Here is a 21,503-nt window from a genome sequence, read left to right on the forward strand (position 1 = left end):
GGTGGACAGCGACGTGATCGAGCTGTTAGCCGACGAGAGCCCCGTCGACGTCGACGACGAAAGCGAAGTCACCGAGCTATTGGTCGAGCTGAGGCCCGTGGACAACGAATTGATACCCGTCGAAGTCGAGGTGGACAGCGACGTGATCGAGCTGTTAGCCGACGACAGCCCCGTCGACGTCGACGACGAAAGCGAAGTCACTGAGCTATTGGTCGAGCTGAGACCCGTGGACAGCGAACTGATACCCGTCGAAGTCGAAGTGGACAGCGACGTGATCGAGCTATTAGCCGACGACAGCCCCGTCGATGCCGACGTCGACAAGCTCGCGATGCTCGACGTCGTCGTGCTGGCGACAGCAAAAAGCTGGCTGCCGTTGATGGCGTCCGTGCTGTTCGCGCTGACCAGGCCGGCGGCGACGTTCTGAATGCGTCGCTCCGCGCCGGCTGCGCCGACGCTGACCACGCCGGCAGCAGAACTCGCGCCGGCGTAGGTGCCGAACGTCTGGCTGCCGATCGTCGTGCTGCTGACGGTGCCGGTGCCGCCGGTGGCCGTGTTCGCCGTGCCGGTCGTGACCGCATTGGCGCCGAGCGCGACCGAGCCCGCCACGTTCGCGTTGGAACCGGCGCCGAATGCCTGCGCATTGGTGGCGCTGGAAACCGCGGTATCGCCGATCGCGATGCCGCCGGCCGAGGTAGCCGTGCTGCTGTTGCCCAATGCGACCGAGCCTTGGCCGGTCGCGGAATTGGCGTTGCCGATCGCGACGGCACCCTGGCCGTTCGACGAATCGTTCGCGCCGAGCGCGACGGCGCCCGTACCGATCGCCGAGTTCGGATCGCCGATCGCGACCGCGCCGTTGCCCGTCGCCGTCTGGCCGCGACCGATGGCGACGGCGCCGCCTGCTGCCGTGCTGCTGTTGGCCGTCGTGCCGCTCGAGCCGATCGCGACGTTCTGTCCGATTGCTCCGGAGACGACGCCGTCGCCTTGCGCGATGCCGTAAGCACCGTTGACGGTTGCGCCGCGACCGAGCGCGATACCCGAGGTCGCGGTCGACGCGACGGACGACTGCCCGCCGATGGCGATGCCGTCCGTCGCGGCCGATTGCGCTCCCTTGGTTGCGTTGCTGCCGATCGCAATCGAGCCGGCACCGGATGCGATGGTGGAGTTTGCCTGGGACAGCGGCGTCGTGCCGTTGCCGCCCGCGCCGCCGATTGCGACCGAGTTCAGCGCGTTTGCGGTCGAGCCGAAGCCGAGCGCCGTCGCCGCCGTGCCGCTGGCCGTTGTTTCGAGGCCCGCCGCGACGCCCCACAGTCCGGCCGATGACTGCATGCCGTTGGCGACGGCGCCGTTGCCGGTCGCTTGCGCGAACGAGCCATAGACGGTGACGCCGGTCCAGCCGTTGCCGTTGGCGTTACAGCCGGCAACGATCGAATACGTGCCTGAGCCATCCCCGGCCTGGTTCGCCGTGCCGCCCGGGTTGACGCGGCCGACTGCGCCGTTGCTCCCTGTAAAGCAGGTTTGCACGGTTGTCAGGGTGTTGGCCTCGGCGAAGCCCGGCAACCCGATCGCCAGCGCGGCGGCGACGGCGACCACCACGGCCGACTTGTTCGGCTTGCCCCGTGCCGAATCGTGTTCCGATGCAGCGACCCAGGCGCCAAGGGCTTCGTTCCAGATCGAGCGGTATGTGCGGTTCATGTCCTGCTGCCTCCAAATAAGCACGCCACACACCGGTCTCTTTCATTAGATGAATATGCCGTGCGCTTGCGCGAATCTCAAAATTGATGGGCGGAGTTTATTTGAGGTGATATTTGGAGATTGACAAACAGTGAAAAATGGAAGGTTTTGAAACTTAAAAGATAGTTAATAAATCACGTGTTGATGTGTCTGCAAAGAATGAAGTTGAAAAGTCATGGAATGCTTGGTGAATGGTTGTGGATGGTTCGGAGATTTTCTAGATAGTGTATAAAAATCAATGACATACGTGTGTTTTGTGCGCTAGGTGACAATTTGACCCGACATAAAAGTAAGACAAATGAAATGGCAAACGTTTGCGCGTGGCGTTCGTCTTTCAAAACTGTAATGTCAGGTGGTGTGCTAATCGATATCGATTTGAGGTTCTTGTTAAGTTATTAATCTTGTATTTTATTGGGATTTTTAATTCTATTTATAGATTGCGTGGATAATCGAGAAAATATGAAAAGCGAATCGTTGAGGTATGCTGATTTGCGCATCGCGTCGGCCGCGCACGCCCGTGGGGCGGGCCTTCCTCAAGTGGCCGACCTCATGAAGTTGTAAAAAAGTGCTACAGGCGGATCGCCCCTGCAACGGGGATCTGATTTCGAATTTGTCCTATTGATGGCGATTTATGTCGCGCGTTAAGGCCCCATTGAACCGAATGTCTGCTCGCCGTGCGGCGGGCCGGTAACCATAGCCGTTGTGGTGGTGACAGGTTGTGCCCCCGATGACTGGCCGGCGACGCGCAAGGCGGGGGCAACGGGAGGAGCGTCGCCGCGACGATTTGACCCCTGTTCGCAAGGGTTAGCCGGCTAGCGGAAGGGTGACGTTGAAGCGCGTCGAATAGGCATCGTCAGGCTGTGACGGGCGCGCAGTGGCCGGTGTGACGTCGCGCGTGACGCGGCGGATTCCGGCCGGGGTGTGTTCGTTTTCGTCCGAAGGGGAGCCGGCGTGCGGATGGCAACAGCCGCAGGGCGAGTCGGGTTGCGCCACCCCGTCCGGACGACGCAGCACACGATTCCGGACAAGACATCGGTGGGCTGCCATGCGCGCCGGTCCGCGCCGCCTGCAACCCGCCGCCCGCCGCCCGGCGCCGCGGCGTTATTTCCGCAGGAAGCGCAGTGCCAGGCGCGCCATGCGCGGGACGAACATCGGGCGCAGCAGTCGCGCGTCGTACCCGGCCATCCGCCGGTCGTTCTCGGTGAGGCACAGCTCGATCAGCTCGCGCGGGTTCAGCGCATCGCCGATGTCGGCCGTGCTCGTCGCCGGGAAATTTGCGTCGCGCGCGACGCCGTCCGTATCGATCCCGCGCGCGATGCCGGCTCGCTCCCGGATCAGGAACGCCCACACGGCCGCAACCCGTGCAAAGAACCAAGGCCGGCGCCACCACGGCAAGTTGCGCCAGTACCACGCGTACCAGTTCACGAAGAACAGGATGTGGCGGCCTTCCTCCTGGATCACGGGTTCGAAGGTGTCGACGAGTTCGGCAGGGAAATAGCCGGAGCGCTGCGCGGAGCGGAACAGGCCGAATGCGAAGAAGCTGTCGATGCACTCGCTGAAGCCGGTCATCATCCACGCCCACTCGAGGTCCTTCGGCGCCGGATAGGCTGGTTCCGGGGCGAGCTCGATGCCGTATGCCTGGACCAGCTTCGACAGCACGACCTTGTGCCGCGCCTCCTCGCCGCCGTCCATTTCGAGCGCCTGGCGCAGCAGCGGATCATCGACGGTGGCTGCGAAGGTGGCGACGCGGATCGACGCGCGCCCTTCGGTTTGCACGGCGATGTCCCAGATCGGCAGCGACGTGAGGCGCTTGAGTTCGTCGGGTTTGAGCGGCGGCCAGTCGATGACGGCCGGCTTGTACGGGTTGTGCGTATCGAGCAGCATGCGGCAGAACATCTGCCTGTGCGCATCGGAACCGATCCTGACCGGACCCTGACGCTCGAAGGTCCAGTTGCGCATGGCATGATCTGCCGCTGCATGCTGTTCCTGCAGCGTGTCGGACATGGCTGTTGTTATGCGATTACGAGACGAAAGATTCTTGCATAGCTTCCGTAATCGCGCGTTTTCGTGCGGGCACGCGTTGCCCGGCGCCGTGCTCAGGCCTGCGTGTCGACCCAGAGGCGCCCCCAGCGGGACGCATACGCGAGCGCGTGTTCCTCTTCGAAGAAGAAATCGATCGCGTCGAACGACACGGCGCGCGGCGACGGACCGCCGCCTGCCTTTTCGATCGTCAGGTTGGCGGCGAACAGCCCGTTCGGCAGCCGGGCGGCGGCGGGGGCGACTTCGTAGCCCTTGTAGCGGATCGTGCGGTTCATGGCGTACGCATGGAGGGTTCGGGCTTTCAGCGTACGAAAACCCGCGGCCCGCGTGAACCAATCTTTCGGCCAATGCAAATCACGTGGCGGGCCGAATCGTTATCGGCGCGGGGAGCCGGCACGAAGCAGGGGTGTCGCCGCGGTAGGCGCGCCGGACGTTCGGCGCGCGCGGGCGTCGGGAGGACTGCGGTTACTGGTTGGCGATCTTCAGCACGGGGGCGAGCGCGTCGACTGATGCGGCATGCGTGGCCGCGCGATGCGACGCGAACGCGAGTGCGAACTCCGCTGCTTGCGAGCCGACGGTCTCGAGCTGCGCGACGACCTTCGGATCCGAGCAGCTGTCGGCGCTGTCGAAGCGCGTTTCGAGCGTGTTGACGGTCGCGCCGAACGGCGTCGGCCAGCCGCGCAGCGCATGGACGATCGAACGCAGCGACGTCAGCACGGTGCCCGCGGCTTGCCAGCCGTAGGCCGTGACGATCAGGCCGACCGCGCGGCCGTCGAGATACGGACGCTCGTCGGCGCGCAGTTCCTCGAGCGTGTCGAGCGCGTTCTTCACGAGGCCGGACACGCCGCCGTGATAGCCGGGCGTCGCAATGATGATCGCATCGGCTTCGCGCACGGTGTCGATCAGCTCTCGCTGCGCGTCGGTCAGCGTCTTGTGTTCGGGGGCGTAGTGCGGCAGCGTATGCAGGAACGGGCCGTCGAACAGGCGCGTGCGTGCGCCGGCGGCCTGCGCACCGCGCAGCGCGAACGACAGCGCGCGCTCGGTCGACGACGCGGCTCGGGTGGTGCCGCCGATGCCGACCACGAACGGGCGGCGGTGTTGATCGAATGCAGTCAAGGGGCGCTCCTTGGGGATGGCTTGCCCGGCTAAGCACAGGCTTAAAACCAGATGGTAACGACCCCGCCGCCACTCTGAAAACGACTTTTCGTTCTATCGATATGCCATGCACGCGGGTCGGGCGCGTGCGCGGCGACGCAGATGGATAGCAGAAATGCTTGGTTGGGACGGCGGGCCGCGCTCGATAAGATGGGCCCGTCTCCTCCATGATGTCTCTACTGACATGGGTTGGCCCCGCCGCGCGGATGCAGGCGGGGCTTTTTTTCGTGCGGCGCCGGAAAGGGGGCGCGATTCACGGGCGTTACTCGAACACCGGCCGGAAGAAGCTGCGCTCGTAGCTGACGATGCAGCGCGTTTCCTCTGCGTAACGGAATGCGGCCTGGCAGGCGGGATCGGTCTTCGAGCGTTCGCGGTAGCGCTCGTATTCGGCAAGGCTCGGGAACGAGAACATCGCGAGCGCGATGTCGTTCGCGCCTTCGGAAGGCAGGAAGTAGCCGTGATGCGTGCCGCCGAACTGCTCGACGAGCGGAATCCACATCCTGCCGTAGGTTTCGAACTGCTCGAGTTTGTACGGATCGATGACGTAGCGAAGGAAGCAGGTGACCATGGGCGCTCGCGGTGCGGTGAAGGATCAACGAGTCTGGATCGCGTCACTGACCTTGTCAACGAGGAAGCGGCCGGCTTGCGCGAGCATCGTGCATCGCGAGCAAGGGATCGCGCGTGCGGAATCGCGTCGTCGAGGATGTGCGCGTCGCGCATTGCTTGCGTGAACAACGATCGGTATTTTCAGCGAGGTGTCCGAAGCTGCCGAAGGCGCGGACATGCACGCCATCGTGCCGTCGTGCCGTCGTTCCGCTTCGATCCCTCACGATCTTTACGACATTTTTTCTTGCGACGCACCGCGGCACGCTCCTAGACTTCGGCCATCCTGACCACGGAGCGCTGCCATGTCGATACCCCGGAACACGATCGCCGAACGTTCGCCCGCCGCGCCGCCTTCCGTGCGTGCCGACAGGGTCGTCGTGCGGCGCTTCGATCCGGCATTCGACAGCTATGCGCAGCTCACCGCGCTGCTGCATCGTGCGTTCGCGCGACTCGGCGCGATGGGACTCAACTGCACGTGCGTCGACCAGGCCGAGGACGTCACGCGTCGCCGCGCGGAAGCGGGCGAATGTCATGTCGCGGTGTCCGGCGGTCGTGTGATCGGCACGATGACGCTCTACGCAACCGATCCGTCGTCGCCGTGCTCGCTGTACCGACACGACGGCGTCGCGAGCGTGCGGCAGGTGGCCGTCGATCCCGGCTGGCAAGGCGGCGGAATCGGCGCGATGCTGCTCGCGTTCGCCGCGCGGTGGGCCGCGTTGCGCGGTTATTCGCTGCTCGCGCTCGATACGCCGTATCCCGCATCGCATCTGCTGGCGTTCTATCGGGCTCAGGGCTTCGACGTCGTCGATATCGTGCGCTTCGCCGGCAAGCGCTACGACAGCGCAATCCTGTGCAAGCGGCCGGTCGCATGTCTCGCGCGTCGCATGGCGCCGGCATCGCGGCGGGTCGGGCGGCATGTCGCGGTTGCGCAATCTCGTGCGCCTCGCGCCGTCGCGGCGATCCGGGGCGACTGGCGTTTGCGTCGCGGCGTGCGCGCCGCGGCGATGGGCGCGGCCGGCGCGGCCAGCTGCCGCTCGTCGCCGTGGCGAACGCGTCAGCACGGCCGCGCCGCGGCACGACAGGCGCGTGTGGTGCCGGCCTGATTTGGAAAATTCATTCGTGGGGCTGGCCATCAGAAGGGCCGATCGCGGCGTCATGCTCCTCACGAATACGTTGAGTATTCGCTTCGTCGCATTCCTTGCGCTCGGCCCTTCTGATGGCCAGCGCAAGCCCGTTATTAGCGTGAACAGGCCCTGGTGGCGCGGCCTTACTCGTCGCGCTTGCCCGGTTCGCCGCCGCGCGCGAGCCGCCATGCGATCGCGCCGAGCACACCGACCGCGACGACCAGCGCGCCCCACAGCACGTAACGGCGCGTCGCATCCCTATCGGTCGACGGCTCCGGCGTGACCGCCGAGGCCGGCAACGCGGCGCCGACGCGCGCGGGCCGCACTTCCGGCGCCATTCCGACCAGCAGCGCATCGCGGCTCACGGCCGACGACGGCAGCGACGCATTGCCGACGCCGAGCGTGAATGGCGGCGTGCCGCGTGCGACGAAGGTCAGGGCGGCCGGGTGCCAGCCGACCGCGACGGCCGGCTGACCGCCGCCGAGTCCGCCGTTGCGCATGTCGACGACGATCCGCCACGCGCGATCCGGATTCGGCGCGAAGGCCAGCGGCGGGTTGCGCTGTTCGCCGCCCTTGCCCTGCAGCCGGAACAGCACGGCGCCGGCGACGTCGCGCCACGGCGTCTGCGCGTCGGGGCGACTCTGCAGGGTTGCGCGCGCAACGGTATTGGGCTGCGGCAGGTCGATGCGCACGCGGTCGACCGGATACGCGCCGTCGGTGTCGAACAGATACTCGCCGGGCGTGCTCCCGGCCCGCACGTGCACGGCGTCGCGCCATTGGCGCGGCACGGCCGCGGTGTCCGCCGTGCGCGCATCGCGCGGTTGCGTCTCGATCTCGATCGCCCCGATCGCGGGCGCGCCGTCGAGCCAGTCGAGCCGCAGGTAACGCGGCCCCGTGCCTTCCAGCACGATGCGTTCCTGTACCAGCATGTCGCCGCCGCGCCCGACCTTCAGGAGTTGCGTGCTGCCGAGCGAGCGCCAGCTGCGCAGGTCGTCGCTCGCTTCGACGGCGACGCGCCCCTGGTAGCTGTCGTCGCTCACATGCACGAGCAGCGCGTCGACCTCGCCGTCGGCATGCGACAGGTCGACGAGATCGGCCGCGTGCTTCGCGGGCGCCGGTGCGGTGACGGCCGCGCGCAGCGAGCCGTCCGGCGCGACCGACACGCCGAGCGGCGCGTGGCCGTCGTCGGGGCGGGACGGCGGCAGCGGGAACCAGTGCACCGGCGTGCGCGACGGCGGCACGGCGGCCGCCGCGGGTGCATCGAGCGAATACGGCACGGGTTCGCCGGCGCCGTTGAAGATGCGCACGTCGCCGAGGTCGTCGCGCCGGCTGGCCGCATATGCGGCCTGCGGCACGGTGAGCTGGTAATACGCGGCGCTGCCGTCGAGATCGAGCGAGAAGCGCCGGGCGACGCGTTCGGCGCCCGGCGTGCCGTCGGCCGCCGCGAACGACGTCAGCAGGCTCAGGCCGAGCAGGGCTGCGAGTCGTTTCATGGCTGGTTGTCGTCCCGTTGGGCCGCGGCCTTCGGCGGCAGCGGCGAGAAATAGCCGATCAACAGCAGCAGCACGCCGATGCCGATGAACGACACGATGCGTTCGATGCCGGTGACGTGCGACAGGTCGAACAGGAACAGCTTGATCACGGTGAGCGCGAGCAGCGCGGCGCCGACGAACCACAGCGGACGCAACCCGCGACGCGTGGCCCAGATCATCGTCGCGAGCGCGCAAAGCGTCCAGTACACCGAAACCGACGCCTGCACGAGCGTCGATTCCGCCATGGCGTCGAATGCGTACGGCACGCCGGTCCAGTGATGCAGCGTGCGCAGCAGGATCGCGTTCAGCCACAGGAAGGCCGTCGCGCCGGCCGCGCCGAGCAGCTCGACGCGATAGTTGCCGAATGGCCAGCCGAGCTTGCGCGCGCGCACGAACCACGACGCGGCGAGTGCATAGACCACCACGAGCACGAGATCGAGCGGATTGAGCAGCGGGATGCGCGCCCAGCTGCCGCCGTCCTGCGTGAAGTTCGCGTAGAAGGTCCAGACCCACATCACGACGATCAGCGGCAAGGACGCGAGCGCGCATACGCGCGCGATGCCTTCGCGGCGCGTCAGCCACATGCCGGCGAACGCGAACAGGCTCCAGCCGACCATGAACACCTGCTGGATCCCGAACGACGACAGCACGGTGTCGGTGTCATACGCCAGATGGAAACGGTGATGCAGCGTGCGCAGCAGCAGCGCGTTGAACCACAGGAATACGGTCGCGAGCCCCGCGAGATCGGCCGCAAGCGGATGCCAGGTGACGCCGAGCGTCTTCAGGCGGCGCAGCCAGGTGGCGAACGCGACGAAGATCAGCAGTTGCGCGACGTCGAGCGGATTGAGCAGCGGCAGCCAGAACAGCGGCGACGCGTCGCCGTCGCTCGTCACGCTGGCGATGCTCCACAGCCACAGCAGCGCGGCGAGCGGCGCGGCACCCCATACCTGGTACGCACGCGGGAACGCGGCGACCGGCCAGCGCAGCCGCGAGCCGGGGCCCGCCACCAGCAGGAGCAGCGCGCCGAAGCCGTAGGCCCACGCACTCCAGCTCCACGCGCCTTCGGGCACGAACGCGCGCAGGCGCCAGAAGCCTTCGAGCGAGCATAGCCCGCACAACGTCCAGAACATCAGCGTGTGCAGCGGCGCGATCACGGGGACGGGGATGGCCGCGACGGCCGACGTTTCCGTCGCGCCCGTCGTGCCGCGCGACTGACGCAGCAGCAGCGCATAGCATGCGATGACGGCGATCGGCCACGCGAACGCACCCATGCCCGACAGCGGCGCCTCGTGCGAATCGAACGCGCGCATTGCGAGCAGCGCGAGCACCGGCGTCAGCGCGAGCGCCGGCCATTCGGCGATCGGCCAGGCGAGCTTGCGGCGCGCGACGTGCGCCAGCCACGCGGTGCCGGCGGCGAACAGCGCGGTCGCATCGACGACGAAGCGGTCCGCATGCAGATCGACGTGACGGCTCGCGTAGACGAGGATCTCGTGCAGCCCGCCGCTCAGCCACCACAGCAGCCCCCACGCCGCAGCGGCCGCGCCGACATCCGGCATCCACGCATGCCATGCGCGCGCTTCGTCGCGCCCGTGCAGCCACCAGCCGGTGAACAGCCCGGCAAGCGCGATCAGCAGCATCGCGATATACGCGCTGTTGAGCACCGGCAGCGAGCTCGCGTCGGCCGGCCCGAGCAGGCTCGTGAAGAATGCGCCGGCCGCGGCGACCTGCATCAGCAGGCCGAAGCCGAACGGCGCAAGGCGCTTCTCGCGCACGCCGACCCACACGATCGCCGCGCCTTCGATCGCCCATGCGGCGCTCGTCGTCGGACCCGAGAACGCGAGCGGCACCGCGAGCGTCGCGAAGATCACCGCGAGCGCGAGCATCGCTTCGAACAGCAGCGCGAGACGATCGCGGCGCCGTGCGAGCCATGCGGCGACCGCGACGTAGAGCGCAGACAGCGCGACGGCGCTCCACGCGAGCCCGAACGGCATGTCCTTCACGAGCGACGCCTGCAGCGCGGTCGCGACGATCGGCGTGCCGAACACGAGCGTGCCGTCCACGTAGTGGCGCAGTGCCAGTTCGCGTTTCACCGCGTACAGCAGCGCAATGCCGACATACATCAGGAAGAACAGGATCAGGAACGGTTCGGTGGTGGCGAACAGCGCGGGGCGGTACGCCGTCACGCCCCACGCGGAGCCGATCGTGAAGGTGAACACGAAGCCGAGCAGGTTCAGCGGACGCCAGGCCTTGAACCACGCGATCGCGAAGATGCCCGTGTTCAGCAATGCGTAGTAGCTGAACAGCGCGACATGGCTGCCATGGCCGGTCGACAGCAGCACCGGCGCGAGAAAGCCGCCCGCGCTTCCCATGAACGCGAGCGGCAGCGCGTTCTGCTTCACCGCGAGGAAGGCGCTCAGTGCGCACACCGCGACCATCAGCGGGAACGCCGCGCCGACCGGCAGCAGCGCATAGAGCTTGGTCGCCGCGAAGATCGTCAGGTACAGGATGCCGATGCCGCCGCCCTGCAGCACGAGGCCGTACGCCGCGCGGCGCGCACGCACGCGCCAGCCGATCGCGAGCAGCGCGGCCGCGGCGAGCGCCGTGCCGGCCAGGCGGAATTCGATCGGCAGCAGGTTGTTGTCGGCCGCGTACTTGAGCAGGAACGCGACGCCGAAGAACAGCACGACGATGCCGACGCGCACGACCGTGTTGCCGCCGAGCAGCCAGTCGCGTGCGGCGCGGAGCGCGCGTTCGGCGATGCCGGGCTCGCGGGGCGCCGGCGGGGCGGGCGGGGCAGGGCGGGCGGTCGTGGCGGGCGGATTCGTCGTGGCGCGGGCAGCGGCACCCGCTTCGTTCATCCGCGCGGCGGCTGCCGGTGCGGGAGCGGGTGTGAACGTCGACGACGGCGTGTCGGCATTCGCGACGGCGGGCTGCACGGACGGCCGCGGCGGCATTGCGGCGGGCGCGGGCGTGACGGTGACGGACGTCGCCTGCGCGGCGCTGCCTGTTTCGGGGGCACCGGCGGCACCGGCCTTTGCGCCGGCGAGCTGGCCGCGCAGCACGGCGAGCTCGCGCGTGAGCGTGTCGACCGTCGCTTCGAGACGGGCGACGCGATCGGCGAGCGTCGCGGGCGGCTGTTGCGGCGTCGCGGGAGTCGTCGATATTGGGGCCGTGCCGCCGCTGTCGCGCTTGCGTTGTTGCAGCGCGTGGCCTATGCAGAATCCGATGGCCGCACCGAGCAGCGTGCCGTTGGCGGCGGAGAAATCCCCGAACAATGCGGCGATACCGCCCACGATGAAACCGATTGCGGCCAAAGCCCAATTCATCGCCTAGCTCCCTCTCTCATTTCGTTTTCGTCCTTCGATCGCCGCGCGGGCCGATCGAGGCTGTTTCGGCATGGCCGGCAGGCGAACCGGCATGCGTGCACCGCTGGCGCCGCGCCGCGCGCAAGGCGCGCGGCGACGTCGCAATCAGTGTGGTTGCCGGCAATGTATCACAGCGGCCATGCGGGATTTTCTGGGTTGCGCGCGGGCCGCGAAACGTGGCTGTCGCGCGTTCGCCGTCCGCGACTTTCGTATGACCATTCTTTTTGTTCGTACGGGATGAGCCGTACGGTTCGATCGGACGTGAAGTTGTCCCAAAGCGACGCGCGTGAATCACGCCTGGGTGCAAAGCGACGCCGCTCGAGCGCCACGCTGCTGCGCACAACTCCCGCGCGTGATGCCCGTCGTTGCTGGCCGTGCGCGTATTGCATTGCCGCAATCGGGTACCCCCGCGCGCCGCGTCCCGTGTGGCGGGGCTGCCGGGTGTGTCGTATTTGCGCAAGCGTTTGTCGTAATTCGTCGGCAGGTCGGGGTTTTTTCTGGCAACTATGTAGGCACGCTATGACACGCGTGAGTCCCCGCTACACGAGGAGAAGGTTTCAATGGATGCCCCCAAGGTCGTGGTCGAAGGTCTGTGCAAGGTGTTTGGAAGCAATCCGCAGCAGGCGCTCGACATGCTCGCTGCCGGTGCGACGAAAGATGATGTGCTCAAGCGTACCGGTCAGGTGGTCGGCGTGCACAACGTATCGTTCGACGTGCAGGAAGGCGAAATATTCGTGCTGATGGGCCTGTCCGGCTCCGGCAAATCCACGCTGATCCGCCTCGTGAACCGGCTGGTCGATCCGAGCGCCGGCAAGGTGATGATCGACGGGCTCGACGTCGCGTCGGCACGCCGCTCGGCGCTGACCGCGCTGCGCCGCAAGGACATGAGCATGGTGTTCCAGTCGTTCGCGCTGATGCCGCATCGCACCGTGGTGTCGAATGCCGCGTTCGGCCTCGAGGTCGCGGGCGTCGGCAAGAAGGAGCGCGAACGCCGTGCGATGGAAGTGCTCGAGCAGGTCGGCCTCGCACCGTTCTCGCACAAGCTGCCGTCCGAGCTGTCGGGCGGGATGCAGCAGCGCGTCGGCCTGGCCCGCGCGCTGGCCGTGAACCCGTCGCTGATGATCATGGACGAGGCGTTCTCCGCGCTCGATCCGCTCAAGCGCCGCGAAATGCAGGACGTGCTGCTGCAACTGCAGAAGGAGCAGCGCCGCACGATCATGTTCGTGTCGCACGACCTCGAGGAGGCGCTGCGCATCGGCAACCGCATCGCGATCATGGAGGGCGGCCGGCTCGTGCAGGTCGGCACGCCGCAGGACATCATCGCGAACCCGGCCGACGACTACGTGCGCGCGTTCTTCGACGGCATCGACACGAGCCGCTACCTCACGGCAGGCGACCTGATGCAGACGGGTGCCGTGCCGACCCTGTCGAAGTGCGATGCCGCGAACGTCGCGGCGACGCTGAATGGCAGTGCCGAATACGCGTTCGTGCTCGACGCCGGACGCAAGATCCGCGGCTTCGTCACGCGCGATGCGATCGGTCAGGACACGCCGTCCGTGCGGCCGATCGAAAGCATCCGGCGCGATGCGTCGCTCGAACATGTCGTCGCGCGCGTGGTCGCGAGCCCGAATGCACTGCCGGTCGTCGACGACGACGGCTGCTATTGCGGCTCGGTCGATCGTGCGCTCATCCTGAAGGCCATCACGCGTTCGCGAGGCTCCCATGTCTGAAATGATTCCGCTCGGTACCTGGGTCGACCAGTCCGTTCACTACCTGCTCGACCATGACGCGGCGACGTTCGATGCGATCGGCCGCGCGATCGAGGGCCTCGCCGCATTCGTCGAGCACAGCCTGCAGGCGATCCCGATGTGGCTGATGATGGCGATCTTCATCGGCGTCGGCTTGTGGCGCGTGGGCTGGCGCTTCGCGCTGTTCACCACTGCGTCGCTGCTGCTGATCTTCGCGACGGGCTTCTGGGACCAGACGGTCATCACGCTCGGGCTCACGCTGTCGTCGACGATCGTCAGCCTCGTGCTCGGCATTCCGCTCGGCGTCTGGGCCGCGAAGAGCAAGTGGGTCGCCGCCATCGTGCGTCCGATCCTCGACCTGATGCAGACGATGCCCGCGTTCGTCTACCTGATTCCGGCCGCGATGCTGTTCGGTCTCGGCCGCGTGCCGGGGATCCTGTCGACGGTGATCTTCGCGATGCCGCCGGCCGTGCGCCTGACGAGCCTCGGCATCCGTCACGTGAACCGCGAGATCGTCGAAGCCGGCCAGGCATTCGGCTGCACGCCGTGGCAGCTGCTGTACAAGGTGCAGTTCCCGAATGCGCTGCCGTCGATCATGCAGGGCGTGAACCAGACGATCATGATGGCGCTGTCGATGGTGATCATCGCGTCGATGGTCGGCGCGGGCGGCCTCGGCAACGACGTGCTCGCGAGTATCCAGCGCCTCGACATCGGCCTCGGCTTCGAAAGCGGCCTGTCGGTCGTGCTGCTCGCGATCATTCTCGACCGCATCACCGAAAGCTTCGGCCGTGCGCCGGGCACCGCGAAAGCACCGCTGTTCTCGGGCCTGAAGCAGCTGTTTCGCGTGAAGGCTGCACCCGCTCAAGCCTGATCCGCCGGCGGCCGGTTCGTCTTCCGGCCGCCTTCCCCGATTCGACACCGGCTTTCCGCGGCGCGCGCCGCGGGGCTGGCGTCCTGCAACCTGCTCAACCGTTCGCCAGGAGCCCGATGTGACGTCCGCCGCCGCCGCCGTGCCCGCCGCTTGCGTTTCACCGGTTTCGTCCCTTGCCCATTTCGGCTTCCTGACACTGCCGAATTTTTCGATGATCGCGTTCTCGAGCGCGGTCGAAGTGCTTCGGATGGCGAACTATGTCGGGCGCGCCGACCATTACCAGTGGTCGATCTACTCGCTCGACGGCGCTCCCGTGCATGCCAGCAACGGCATCGCGGTGCGGCCGACCCAGGCGCTCGACTACGCGAACCTGCCCGACGTGATGATCGTGTGCGGCGGGATTCGCATCCGTGACGTGGTCGACGACGGCGCGCGCGACACGCTCGCGGCGCTCGCCGAACGCGGGCTGCCGCTGGGTGGCATCTGTACCGGCGCGTATGCGCTGATGTCGGGCGGGCTGCTCGACGGCTATCGCTGTACCGTGCACTGGGAGAACCTGTCCTCGCTGCATGCGGAGTTTCCGCAGGTGGGTTTCGCCGACGAGCTGTTCGTCGTCGACCGCGACCGGCTCACCTGCACCGGCGGCACCGCGCCGCTCGACCTGATGCTGAACCTCGTCGGCATGCGTTTCGGCCAGCAGCTCGCCGCGCAGGTGTCGGAGCAGTTCATCCTCGAGCGCATCCGCAGCTCGACCGACACGCAGCCGATTCCGGTCGATGCGCGCGTCGGCTTCTCGCGCGCGGAGCTGATCGAGGTCGTGCGGCTGATGGAGGCGAACATCGAGGAGCCGCTGTCGCTCGAGGAACTCGCGCGGCTCGTGCGGCTGTCGCAGCGGCACCTGCAGCGAATGTTCAAGGTGTACCTGAACGTGTCGCCGACCCACTATTACCTGACGCTGCGGCTGAAGCGCGCGCGCGACCTGCTGCGCACGACCGACGCGTCGATCGCGCGCGTGACGACGACGTGCGGATTCCATTCGCCGTGTCACTTCAGCAAGGCGTATCGCGCGCAGTTCGGTCACGCGCCGAGCTACGAGCGCCGGCTGCCGGGGCGCTGACACGACCCGCACGAGCCATTCGGTTCGCGACGCCGCCGGGATCGCGGCGCGCGGCTTCAACCATCGATCCCGCACCCATGAAAAACGACGTCACTTTGAGGAGAAGACAGATGAAGCGCCTATTGATCGCAGCGGTATGCGGGATCGGGATCGCGGCACCGATGTCGGCGGTTTATGCGGCCGACCCGCCCGTGTGCAAGAACGTGCGCTTCGCGGACGTCGGCTGGTCCGACATCGCGGCCACTACCGGCATCGCATCGACGATGCTGCAGGGGCTCGGCTACGCGCCGACCAAGACGATCGCGTCGGTGCCGATCACGTTCGCCGGCATCAAGAGCAAGCAGATCGACGTGTTCCTCGGCTACTGGTCGCCGACGATGGACCCGATCATCCAGCCGTTCACGAAGGCCGGCACGATCAAGGTGCTCGCCACGCCTAACCTGACCGGCGCGAAATACACGCTCGCGGTGCCCGACTACGTGTACCAGGGCGGCCTGAAGTCGTTCGCCGACATCCAGAAGTATGCGGACAAGCTCAACGGCAAGATCTACGGGATCGAGCCGGGCAACGACGGCAACGCGCTGATCAAGAAGATGATCGACGGCAACCAGTTCGGCCTCGGCAAGTTCAAGCTGGTCGAGTCGAGCGAGGCCGGGATGCTGGTCGAGGTGAACCGCGCGGTCCGCGACAAGCAGTGGATCGTGTTCCTCGGCTGGGAGCCGCATCCGATGAACGTGCAGATGAAGATCGATTACCTGACCGGCGGCGACGACGTGTTCGGCCCGAACTACGGCGAAGCGAAGGTGCTGACGGCCACGCCGCCCGACTACGCGCAGCGCTGCCCGAACGTCGCGAAGTTCGTGTCGAACCTGCAGTTCACGACGGCGATCGAGAATCACGTGATGGTGCCGATCATGAACAAGCAAGAACCGAACAAGGCCGCGGCCGAGTGGCTGAAGGCGAACCCGCAATCCCTCGACAAGTGGCTGGCCGGCGTGACGACGATCGACGGCAAGCCGGGCCTGCCGGCGGTGAAGGCGTATCTCGGCGTGCATTGAGCAGGGTGTTCGGGATTTTCCCACGTTTGATTGAGATTTGACCGTGGCTATATGCCCCCGAATGACAGGGTAGTGACCTGTGGTTCGGGGGCTTTTTCATGCTTGTCCGTCGTTCACCATTTCAGATGATTGCGAAAATGAACGATGGAAATATAAGAACAATGAGTTATTCGAATTTCGAACTCGTATGATTGAAATCCCCTTCAGGATCGCGCATTTTGGTGTCGTTCATCCATACCAAATTGACGAAGGGGAATCGGCATGTCGCGCGAGCAGATAGCATCTACTCATTCATTCACTGCCATTGGCTCGCTGGCCAAGCGCAATGGGTGGATCCTCGGGGTCAGTAGTGGGCTGACGGTTGCCGGGCTCACAGTCGCCTGCGTGGATGGCATCGTTACAGTTGAGGATGACAGCGAGGCCGCCATTGCGGATGGCGCATGATCCGCTATTTTCTCGCCCGAGGGGATCGCGGCGGTAGCGCGACAATCATGGAAGGCCTGCCGACTGTCACCTGCTCGAATCCACCTCCGAGCGTACATATCGCGACGCTCGATATGAAGACCTACTGCACGGCGTGCGGGCAGGAGGGATTTATCGCCCCGAAAGGGCCTCGGTGGCCCGGTACCGGGCCGAATGGCAAGGCCTGGGCGCTGAGCGGAGATGTCAACGTTTGCGGGTGCAGTCCTGCGCCCGTGTTCCAGGCCAAGCGTGGCATGAGCATGTCATTCACGGCCGAGCAATTGGCGGCGTTGACGGGGCAGGTTCCACATCACTTTCATTCGGCGTCTGCCACCGCCGACGAGCACGATGAGCAGTACGTTTTGTGCGACGAACGAAGCGGTCGACCGCTTGCACATGTTCGGTACCGCATATACACAACGTCAGGTCTGGTCATCAGCGGTGTCACGGATTGGGAGGGACACACGCGACGCATAACAACACGTCGCGCCGAAAAACTCAGGCTTGAGGTCATGGAGAACAATCGCGATGACCTGTAACGAGTATGTATGCGTTCACGATTCGGCGGTGACCAACACGAGGCAGGGTTCGAAGCTCAAAGTTTTCCTTACGCTCGATGGCCCGCCAATCTGCCCGACGATGACCGACGCAGAATTCAGAGAACTGATGATGGAACTTCGCGATGAAGAGGTTGGCCTCGTGGCGGAGCGGCTCAGAAGATTGGCGGAGTGGGCGCCGGCGGAACGTAGGCGTGTCTGGACGTGGTTTGGCACCGATGGCGACGAGATCCGCCTCAGCCTTGTCACCGGATTGACTGCAACGCTCGAAGTTATGCGGTCACTGCGTCCCGGGAATTTCCTGAGAGCGCATCCCGATCTGGATAGATCCCTTGGATGTTTGCCCACCAACAAGCATGTTGGAACCGTTGCGCACGTATGCGGTCCTGACACGGCTACGCACACGATAAGTATTCACGAGGAGTTTTGTATGATTCGTGATCGAAGCCGGGCGGCTACCTCGAAGTTGTCAACTATTATCCACGAGTGTACGCATTTCAAAGATACGTTTGGAGCGGGCGATCCAAAATATGGAATCACGCGCTTTCTCCCGGAGTGGGGGCAAGCTAACCCGGAGCTGGCAATTAGAAATGCGGACAGCATCGCGGCATACGTTATTTGGCTTGATTAGCGGGGCGGTTTTCCTGTTTGTGACGGCAAATTCCCATGCTTGTGCGGGATCGGAGAGTTTTCCAGGGCAAAATTTTGATCTCATGTTCGAGAAGAATTCGGCATCGGTGAGCGCGGAGCAAGTGGCGAAACTGAGGGGCTGGGTTTCGAATATACTGTCGAATTTTCCGAATCGCGAGGGCGTAGCCGTGACCGGCGTAGCCGAATCGGAAGAGGTCGAACCCGAAGCACTTTCTGCCAGACGTGCCGCGATTGCACGCCGTCTATTGCAGCATTTCGGGCTGACGCACGAGCGCTATGCAATTCATGGTTATGTATATAAGCGCATGAGCGTTCATGACAGTGAAAATGCGAAGCGGGTTGAAATTACATTGCTCCCGGGCTGCTCCGATAATTGACGCCCTGTGAGGCGGGGCGGCGTCGGGGATTGTCCCACGCTGTCGCCTCGCGATATCGGGCCCGCCACTCACGACCCCTTGGTCGCCGCCGGCACGTCGAACACGCGATCGAACGCCCACTGGAACACGAACGCGTAGCAGAAGAAGAACGCGAACAGCCCGATGTCGACGACGAATGCGTCGAACCACGAGATGTCGAGCCACCCCGACACGACCGGCACGAGGATGAAGATCAGCCCGCCCTCGAATCCGGTCGCGTGCAGGATCCGCCGCCCGAGCGTGCGCTTCGGCTGCCGGCGCGACGCTTCCCAGCGCTCGAACAGCGCGTTGAAGAGCATGTTCCACAGCATCGCGATCGCGGACATCGTCGCCGACAGCGCACCCGAATAGACCAGGTCCTGCCTGAAGAGCGCCGCGATCACGGGCGAGATGCAGGAAATGGCGATCACTTCGTAGAGCACCGCCTGCGTGACCCTGCGCGATAGGCCTTGCACGTTGTTTCTCCGGTTCGACCGTGGTTCGACGGTTGCTGCCGCGGCACCGTGCCGCGACGTCCCGCAAGGCTACCGGCGTTGCGCACCCGCTTCAATTCACCTAATCTCACCCGGATTGAATCGAATTCAACCCGGCCGGATCCGGCCCGCGAGGCCCCGTGTTCTCGAAAATTCCCCTGACTGCATTGCGTGTATTCGAGTCGTCCGCGCGGCTCGGTGCGTTCAAGGCGGCCGCCGATGAACTCTCCGTGACGCCCGCCGCCGTATCGCATCAGATCAAGTCGCTCGAAAGCCGGCTCGGCGTGCTGCTGTTCGAGCGCGGCGCGAGCGGCGTGCGGCTCACGGAGGAGGGCGAGCGCCTGTTTCGCGCGTGCCACGACGCGTTGCTCGGCATGAGCCGCGGGCTCGACGCGGTGCGCCCCGCGGCGGCCGACGCACGCACGCTGGTGCTGACCACCACGCCCGCATTCGCCGCGATGTGGCTGATTCCGAGGCTCGGCTGCTTCCGCCGCGTCGATCCGCAGTTGCACATCAAGGTGGAAACCGGCAACACGCTCGTCGATCTCGAACGCGATGCGCGAATCGATCTCGCGATACGCGCGACGTCGCGCACGTTTCCGGCGCTGCACGAGATCGCGCTGATCGACGAGTATTTCGGCGCGTACGCGGCGCGCGACTTTGACATCGGTTGCGCCGACGAGCGGCTCGAGTTGATCGAGACCGCGTGGGATACGCCGCTGCCGGTGTCGATCGACTGGGCGTCGTGGTGTCGTGCGGCCGGCCGCGAAGCGTGGCTCGAGCGCGCGGTGTTTCGCCATTACGACGACGAGCATTACGCGCTGCAGGCCGTGCTGCACGGGCAAGGCGTCGGGCTGCTCAGTTCGGTGCTGGCCGCCGAGCACGTCGCGCGCGACGCGCTGACGCCGATCGAATCGTCGGTGCGGCTCGCCGGCGCGCGTTTCGTCGCGCTGTGCCGGCCCGGAAGGGAGCGTGAGCCGCAGGTGCGGCGGTTTCTCGACTGGCTCGAGGCGGAAATCGCACACACGCGTGCGGCGGTCGCGCGAATCGCGCCGGCTGCGTGAAGCAACGGCCGGGCGCTGGCATGCCGCCGCGGTGCGTGCGGGTCGTTCGTTACGCGAAACGCACGCAATACACCGGCGGCAAATGCGCGGAGACCTGCCGCCAGGTGTCGCCGCCGTCACCGGACGTCCATAACCCGCCCGTCGTCGACGCCATCGCGAGACGCGTGCCGGAGTCGTCCACCGCGAGCCCGTGCCGATACACGAGGTCATAGGCCGGCGCAGGCGGCAACCCGTTCGACAGGCTCTCGAAACTGCGGCCGCCGTCGCGCGTGCGCGTGACGACGAACCGGCCGTTCACCGGAATCCGGCACGCATCCTTCACGGCCGGTACGAACCACGCGATGTCGGGGTCCGCCGGATGCACGGCGACCGCGAAGCCGAAGCTCGACGGCTGCGCTTCGATGCGCTGCCAGTACGCGGCGCCGTCGGTCGAGCGGAAGATCGCGCAGTGATGCTGGGTCCACAGCACGTCGGGATTGGCCGCGCACTGGACGACGCGGTGCGGATCCTGCACGTTGGGCTCGCCGCGCCGCTCGGGCGGCATGTAATCGGCTTCCATGCCGTCGGCGCTGACACGCCAGGTCGCGCCGCCATCGAAGGTCTGCCAGACGCCGCCGCACGAGATGCCGATCGTCACGTGCCGGCTGTCGCGCGGATCGACCATCACCGAATGGATGCCGGGCGCGTCGTAGCCGCCGCCGAACCACTCGGGGCGCTCCGGGCGATCCCACAGCGCGCGGTTGAGCACCCACGAATCGCCGCCGTCGCCGGAGCGGAACAGTCCGCCGGGTATCGTGCCGGCCCACAGTACGCCCGGCTCGTCGGCGCCGCCGGTTTCGAGCGACCAGATCTGCTGAAGCGTCCAGGGCGGGCGCGGCGGGGCGGGCGCCTCGTCGTCCGCATCGCCGGCGCCTGCGTGTGCGCCGGCATCGGCGCGCGGCGCGTCGGCGGGCTGCGGCGGATACACGGGAACCGCGCATTCTTCCCATTCGGCCGCGCCGGCGCGTCGGCGGTGCAGTTTGACGCCGAAATGGCCGAGATTGAGCGCCGCATACAGCGTGCCGTCGCGCGGGTCGGCCAGTGCCATGCTGACCGGTTCGCCGATGAAGTGCGGCTCGCCGAGCGACCAGCCGCCGTTGCCGTCGGCGTGCATCACGAACAGGCCCTTGCGGGTCGCGACGAGCAGTCGATCGTTCATGTCGGGTGTCTCCTGTGGGCGCGGTCGGGCACGTGCTTCGATGCGGATGCGTCCCCTTATCCGCCCGACAACGCCTGCACGACGTAGACGCGGCTGGCATCGCCGAGTACATCGGACAAATGCTGCCGGTCGCGCACCGGCTGGCCGTCGATGAATACCGACAGGTGCTTTCTCAGCGCGCCCTGGTCGTCGACGATGTAGCCGCGCAGCCGCGGCTGTTCGCCGAAGACGGTTTCGAGCGCTTCGCCGAGCGTGCGGGCGTCGATGTCGCGCTCGGGCGTATCGATATGCCGCTGGATCGACGCCGCGAAGAAGAGGTGGGCCATGACAGTGGC

At 66.2% G+C, this 21,503-nt stretch carries 18 protein-coding genes and 1 pseudogene; 9 read left to right on the forward strand and 10 right to left on the reverse strand.

Annotation, left to right across the window (positions count from 1 at the left end; all coding sequences use genetic code 11):
- The 5 genes from DIE22_RS04240 to DIE22_RS04260 all read right to left on the reverse strand — a co-directional run.
- The coding region (locus DIE22_RS04240) for an ESPR-type extended signal peptide-containing protein (RefSeq protein WP_260426607.1) at positions 1-1,692 on the reverse strand (1,692 nt) is incomplete at its 3' end.
- A 1,140-nt stretch (positions 1,693-2,832) separates the two neighbouring features.
- Complete coding sequence (locus DIE22_RS04245; protein WP_124604601.1) at positions 2,833-3,735, reverse strand: ferritin-like domain-containing protein; 903 nt, start codon at positions 3,733-3,735, stop codon at positions 2,833-2,835.
- Between the two features lie 92 nt (positions 3,736-3,827).
- The gene (locus DIE22_RS04250) at positions 3,828-4,046 is read right to left on the reverse strand and encodes a transcriptional regulator (protein ID WP_124494970.1); all 219 of its coding nucleotides are present in this window, start codon (positions 4,044-4,046) and stop codon (positions 3,828-3,830) included.
- 190 nt (positions 4,047-4,236) lie between these two features.
- Entirely contained in the window at positions 4,237-4,887 is a 651-nt protein-coding gene (locus DIE22_RS04255) for an NADPH-dependent FMN reductase (RefSeq protein WP_059466925.1), read from the reverse strand.
- A gap of 301 nt (positions 4,888-5,188) precedes the next feature.
- A complete protein-coding gene (locus tag DIE22_RS04260) occupies positions 5,189-5,494 on the reverse strand; it encodes an NIPSNAP family protein (RefSeq protein WP_124494972.1) in 306 nt (101 codons plus the stop codon).
- Between the two features lie 340 nt (positions 5,495-5,834).
- On the opposite strand from DIE22_RS04260, the gene DIE22_RS04265 reads away from it, so the two are divergent.
- On the forward strand, positions 5,835-6,635 hold the full coding sequence (locus DIE22_RS04265; RefSeq protein WP_124604602.1) for a GNAT family N-acetyltransferase: 801 nt from the start codon (positions 5,835-5,837) through the stop codon (positions 6,633-6,635).
- Positions 6,636-6,799: 164 nt separating this feature from the next.
- Here DIE22_RS04265 and DIE22_RS04270 read toward each other — a convergent pair whose 3' ends face one another.
- Both DIE22_RS04270 and DIE22_RS04275 read right to left on the reverse strand, forming a co-directional pair.
- Positions 6,800-8,149: a DUF3999 domain-containing protein gene (locus tag DIE22_RS04270; RefSeq protein WP_124494975.1), complete on the reverse strand. Its 1,350-nt coding sequence runs from the start codon at positions 8,147-8,149 to the stop codon at positions 6,800-6,802.
- Positions 8,146-11,514: a DUF2339 domain-containing protein gene (locus DIE22_RS04275; protein WP_124604603.1), complete on the reverse strand. Its 3,369-nt coding sequence runs from the start codon at positions 11,512-11,514 to the stop codon at positions 8,146-8,148. Before DIE22_RS04275 ends, DIE22_RS04270 begins: the two co-directional genes overlap by 4 nt.
- Before the next feature lie 360 nt (positions 11,515-11,874).
- On the opposite strand from DIE22_RS04275, the pseudogene DIE22_RS04285 reads away from it, so the two are divergent.
- From DIE22_RS04285 to DIE22_RS38060, 7 genes and pseudogenes are all read left to right on the forward strand, one after another.
- Positions 11,875-13,283, forward strand: a pseudogene (locus tag DIE22_RS04285) (glycine betaine/L-proline ABC transporter ATP-binding protein); the annotation flags it as partial.
- Positions 13,276-14,172 carry a choline ABC transporter permease subunit gene (gene choW, locus DIE22_RS04290; protein WP_124604604.1) on the forward strand — a complete coding sequence of 299 codons (897 nt, stop codon included), beginning with the start codon at positions 13,276-13,278 and terminating at the stop codon, positions 14,170-14,172. The pseudogene DIE22_RS04285 and the gene choW, both read left to right, overlap by 8 nt.
- A gap of 118 nt (positions 14,173-14,290) precedes the next feature.
- Entirely contained in the window at positions 14,291-15,289 is a 999-nt protein-coding gene (locus DIE22_RS04295; protein WP_124494981.1) for a GlxA family transcriptional regulator, read from the forward strand.
- 110 nt (positions 15,290-15,399) lie between these two features.
- Positions 15,400-16,347 carry a choline ABC transporter substrate-binding protein gene (locus tag DIE22_RS04300; protein ID WP_124494983.1) on the forward strand — a complete coding sequence of 316 codons (948 nt, stop codon included), beginning with the start codon at positions 15,400-15,402 and terminating at the stop codon, positions 16,345-16,347.
- Between the two features lie 440 nt (positions 16,348-16,787).
- Positions 16,788-17,348: a hypothetical protein gene (locus DIE22_RS04305; protein WP_124494987.1), complete on the forward strand. Its 561-nt coding sequence runs from the start codon at positions 16,788-16,790 to the stop codon at positions 17,346-17,348.
- Between the two features lie 28 nt (positions 17,349-17,376).
- Positions 17,377-17,997, forward strand: a complete 621-nt coding sequence (locus DIE22_RS04310) for a M35 family metallo-endopeptidase (protein ID WP_260426608.1) — start codon at positions 17,377-17,379, stop codon at positions 17,995-17,997.
- Positions 17,998-18,079: 82 nt separating this feature from the next.
- The gene (locus tag DIE22_RS38060; RefSeq protein ID WP_185640540.1) at positions 18,080-18,394 is read left to right on the forward strand and encodes an OmpA family protein; all 315 of its coding nucleotides are present in this window, start codon (positions 18,080-18,082) and stop codon (positions 18,392-18,394) included.
- 68 nt (positions 18,395-18,462) lie between these two features.
- Here DIE22_RS38060 and DIE22_RS04320 read toward each other — a convergent pair whose 3' ends face one another.
- Entirely contained in the window at positions 18,463-18,888 is a 426-nt protein-coding gene (locus tag DIE22_RS04320) for a PACE efflux transporter (protein ID WP_124604607.1), read from the reverse strand.
- Positions 18,889-19,046: 158 nt separating this feature from the next.
- On the opposite strand from DIE22_RS04320, the gene DIE22_RS04325 reads away from it, so the two are divergent.
- Positions 19,047-19,970, forward strand: a complete 924-nt coding sequence (locus DIE22_RS04325; protein WP_124494995.1) for a LysR substrate-binding domain-containing protein — start codon at positions 19,047-19,049, stop codon at positions 19,968-19,970.
- A gap of 49 nt (positions 19,971-20,019) precedes the next feature.
- Here DIE22_RS04325 and DIE22_RS04330 read toward each other — a convergent pair whose 3' ends face one another.
- A complete protein-coding gene (locus DIE22_RS04330) occupies positions 20,020-21,168 on the reverse strand; it encodes a WD40/YVTN/BNR-like repeat-containing protein (protein WP_124604608.1) in 1,149 nt (382 codons plus the stop codon).
- A 56-nt stretch (positions 21,169-21,224) separates the two neighbouring features.
- Positions 21,225-21,494: a MoaD/ThiS family protein gene (locus DIE22_RS04335; protein ID WP_060107490.1), complete on the reverse strand. Its 270-nt coding sequence runs from the start codon at positions 21,492-21,494 to the stop codon at positions 21,225-21,227.
- Between the last annotated feature and the right edge of the window lie 9 nt (positions 21,495-21,503).

Source organism: Burkholderia sp. Bp9142 (assembly GCF_003853415.1).
In the GTDB taxonomy this organism is placed as follows: Bacteria; Pseudomonadota; Gammaproteobacteria; order Burkholderiales; family Burkholderiaceae; genus Burkholderia.